Annotated in this window: 4 protein-coding genes; all 4 read left to right on the top strand. The window is 61.3% G+C overall.

The window, feature by feature from the left end; translation table 11 throughout:
* A partial coding sequence (mltG, locus tag VMV64_RS07475; RefSeq protein WP_325329326.1) for an endolytic transglycosylase MltG occupies positions 1 to 555 on the top strand: 555 nt, incomplete at its 5' end.
* Between the two features lies 1 nt (position 556).
* Positions 557 to 1,171 carry a dTMP kinase gene (gene tmk / locus VMV64_RS07470; protein WP_325329325.1) on the top strand — a complete coding sequence of 205 codons (615 nt, stop codon included), beginning with the start codon at positions 557 to 559 and terminating at the stop codon, positions 1,169 to 1,171.
* A gap of 44 nt (positions 1,172 to 1,215) precedes the next feature.
* Positions 1,216 to 2,172, top strand: a complete 957-nt coding sequence (gene holB, locus VMV64_RS07465) for a DNA polymerase III subunit delta' (protein WP_325329324.1) — start codon at positions 1,216 to 1,218, stop codon at positions 2,170 to 2,172.
* Between the two features lie 7 nt (positions 2,173 to 2,179).
* The coding region (locus VMV64_RS07460) for a TatD family hydrolase (protein WP_325329323.1) at positions 2,180 to 2,532 on the top strand (353 nt) is incomplete at its 3' end.

The following is a 2,532-nucleotide window of genomic DNA, read 5'->3' as shown; positions in this document are numbered from 1 at the left end:
CCCGGGCGCGATCCGGAAGGCCTGTTCTTTCCCGATACCTATCTGTTCGGCAAAGGCACCAGCGACCTGGCCATACTCAAGCGCGCCTACACGGCGATGCAGCGGCAGCTTCAGGCGGCATGGCAGCGGCGCGCACCGGATCTGCCTTATCGCGCCCCCTATGACGCGCTGATCATGGCTTCGGTCATAGAGAAGGAAACCGGCAAAGCCAGCGACCGCGCGCGCATCGCCGGCGTGTTCGTCAATCGCCTGCGCCTGGGGATGAGGCTGCAGACCGATCCCTCGGTAATCTATGGCCTGGGTGCCAAATTCGATGGACGGCTGCACGAAAAAGACCTGCGCGCCGACACGCCCCACAACACCTATACCCGGCCCGGATTGCCGCCGACGCCGATCGCGATGCCTGGCGAGGCATCGCTTGTGGCTGCACTGCATCCGGCAATGACGAAGGCCCTTTATTTCGTGGCCCGCGGTGACGGCTCGACCGAGTTCTCGGACACGCTGGCCGAGCACGAACGTGCCGTGGCCAAGTACCAGCGGCGGCGGGGGCACTAGGATGCGCGGCAGATTCATTACCCTGGAAGGCGTCGACGGTGCGGGGAAGAGCACCCACATGGACTGGATCGCCAGGCGAATCGGGGCTGCCGGAAAGAAGGTGGTGGTAACGCGGGAGCCCGGAGGTACGCCGCTCGGCGAAGAACTGCGCAAACTGCTGCTGGCGCAGCCCATGCACCTTGAAACCGAGACGCTGCTGATGTTCGCCGCCAGGCGGGAGCACTTGGACCGGATAATCCTGCCCGCGCTGGCCGCGGGCACTTGGGTGCTTTCCGACCGCTTTACCGACGCCACTTTCGCCTATCAGGGTGGTGGTCGCGGGCTGAATCTGGAAAAAATCGAACGCCTGGAAGACTGGGTTCATCCCGGTTTGGAACCGGATATGACGCTGGTTTTCGATCTTTCAGTCGAAGAAGCCAAGCGCAGGCGCCTGGCCGCCTCGGCCGCGCCGGACCGTTTCGAGCAGGAAGACCTTGATTTCTTTGCCCGCGTGCGTGCAGTATATTTGGCACGCGCCGCCCGCTATCCTCAGAGAATCCGTCTGATCGATGCCGGCCAGTCCGTGGCAGATATTCGTAAAGTACTTGAAGATCATATCATAACGCTATGTCAGTAAAGTATTTACCTTGGCATGAGGAGGCATGGGGTCGGCTGAACGGCATGCGGGACAAGCTGCCTCACGCCTTGCTATTCCATGGCCGCGCCGGTATAGGCAAGCTGCACCTGGCGCAAGTCTTGGCGCAGTCCCTGCTATGCGAGAACCGCTCCGATATTGGACTGGCCTGTGGCACTTGTCCCGCATGCGCCTGGTTCATGTCCGGCAATCATCCTGATTTTCGCCTGGTTCAGCCCGAGCTCCTGGCACCGGCGCAAGAAGATGGGGAGGCGGGCGAGGGCGGCGAAGAAGGCAAGAAAAAACCCAGCAAACAGATAAAAATCGAGCAAATTCGAGCATTAAGCGATTTTCTAAACGTGGGTTCGCATCGCAACGGCTATCGCGTGGTGTTGATCTACCCCGCTGAAAGCATGAATCCGGGCTCGGCCAACGCGCTTTTGAAAAGCTTGGAGGAGCCGTCCTCGGGCGTGGTTTTTCTGCTGATCTCGCATCAACCGAGCAAATTGCTGGCAACCGTGCGCAGCCGCTGTCACGCATTGGTGCTGGCCGTGCCGCCGCGGGAATTGTCGCTGCGCTGGCTTCAGGGAGAGGGCAGCAAAGTCACACCCGCCTTGCTCGCATTCGCTGGCGATGCCCCACTGGAAGCGGCGCGTCTGTCGGATGAGGAAGCGCAGACACGAGACCGATTGCTCGATTTGCTGAGTCAGCCGGCAAGCAGTGCGCTCGGCTTGGCGGACTTCTGCCAGCGCCTGCCACCGGCCGCGGTGGTGGATTGGATGCTCAAGTGGACCTACGACCTCATCGCGCTCTCGAGCAGCGCCAAGGCGCGATACAACATCGATCGGGCGAAAGCGCTGGCCCTTCTCGCGCGGAGCATGCCGTCGCTGAAGCTGCTGCGCTTTTACGCCACCCTGTCGTCGCTGAAGGCGATTTGCGAGCATCCATTGAACGCCGGCCTGTTCCTGGATGACCTGTTCATTGCCTACAAAGAAATCGCCTAGCTCAGGTATGCTGGTCGACTCGCATTGCCATATCGACTTCGAGGAATTTGCCGGCCGAATTCCTCAGATCCTCGACAACATGGCGCGCAACGAGGTCACGCATGCCTTATGCGTGTGCGTCAACCTCAGCAATTTCCCCAGGGTCATGGCGCTGGCCGACGGCCATGCGCCGCTGTTCGCATCGGTCGGCGTCCATCCGGACCAGGCCGAGGACACCGTCCTGTCAATCAATGACTTGGTCACGCGCGCGCAGCACCGGAAAGTGGTCGCCATCGGTGAAACCGGCTTGGACTATTACCGCCAAAGCGGCGATCTGGAGTGGCAGAGAACGCGCTTCCGCACGCATATTCGCGCCGCACG

Source organism: Sulfuricella sp., from assembly GCF_035531155.1.
Taxonomy (GTDB): Bacteria; Pseudomonadota; Gammaproteobacteria; order Burkholderiales; family Sulfuricellaceae; genus Sulfuricella.
The sequence above is the reverse complement of the archived record's forward strand: the minus strand, read 5'-3'. Positions and strand labels throughout refer to the sequence as shown.